This is a genomic window from Vibrio sp. 2134-1, from assembly GCF_033339495.1.
On record NZ_JAWOUS010000165.1, the window covers coordinates 1 to 985 of the forward strand.

Annotated in this window: 1 protein-coding gene; it reads left to right on the plus strand. The window is 51.9% G+C overall.

The annotated features are described in order from the left end of the window. Nucleotides 1-110: 110 nt before the first annotated feature. The coding region (gene fadA, locus R7R78_RS24665; RefSeq protein WP_225474442.1) for an acetyl-CoA C-acyltransferase FadA at nucleotides 111-985 on the plus strand (875 nt) is incomplete at its 3' end.

Below are 985 nucleotides of genomic sequence, written 5' to 3' on the forward strand. Positions count from 1 at the left end.
ATCTAGGCGCGATGTACCATCTTCCGCAAATGCTGATTGATATGGCGGCGAAAGGCGAAAGCTTCTACGGCGCGCAACAGCAAGGTTCTATCTAAGGAGGGATTCCCAAAATGACTAATCAAACCAGAAACGTTGTCGTAGTCGATTGTCTACGTACTCCAATGGGTCGCTCTAAAGGTGGTGCTTTCCGTCATACTCGTGCAGAAGACCTTTCTGCGCACCTAATGAAAGGCATTCTGGCACGCAACCCACAAGTGAACCCAAGGGAGATTGAAGACATCTACTGGGGCTGTGTGCAACAAACGCTTGAGCAAGGCTTTAACATCGCGCGCAATGCAGCGCTGCTTGCTGGCCTACCAATTGAGATTGGCGCGGTAACCGTGAACCGTCTGTGTGGCTCATCTATGCAAGCCCTGCATGATGGTACTCGTGCAATCATGACAGGTGACGCGGAAATTTGCCTGATCGGTGGTGTCGAGCACATGGGTCACGTACCAATGAACCACGGTGTGGACTTCCACCCTGGCATGTCGAAAAATGTCGCCAAAGCCGCTGGTATGATGGGTTTAACCGCTGAAATGCTTGGTAAGCTTCATGGTATCAGCCGTGAGCAACAAGATGAGTTTGCGGCGCGCTCTCATGCTCGTGCTCACGCAGCAACATTGGAAGGTCGCTTTAAAAACGAAATCCTACCAACCGAAGGCCACGCAGCAGACGGTACATTGTTCCAGTTAGATTACGATGAAGTGATTCGTCCAGAGACCACCGTTGAAGGTCTGTCTCAACTGCGCCCGGTATTCGACCCAGCGAACGGTACGGTAACAGCCGGCACGTCTTCCGCTCTATCTGATGGTGCATCCGCAATGCTGATCATGAGCGAAGAGAAAGCCAATGAACTTGGTTTGAAGATTCGCGCACGAATCAAAGGCATGGCGATCGCAGGTTGCGATCCATCCATCATGGGTTACGGCCCTGTACCTGCAAC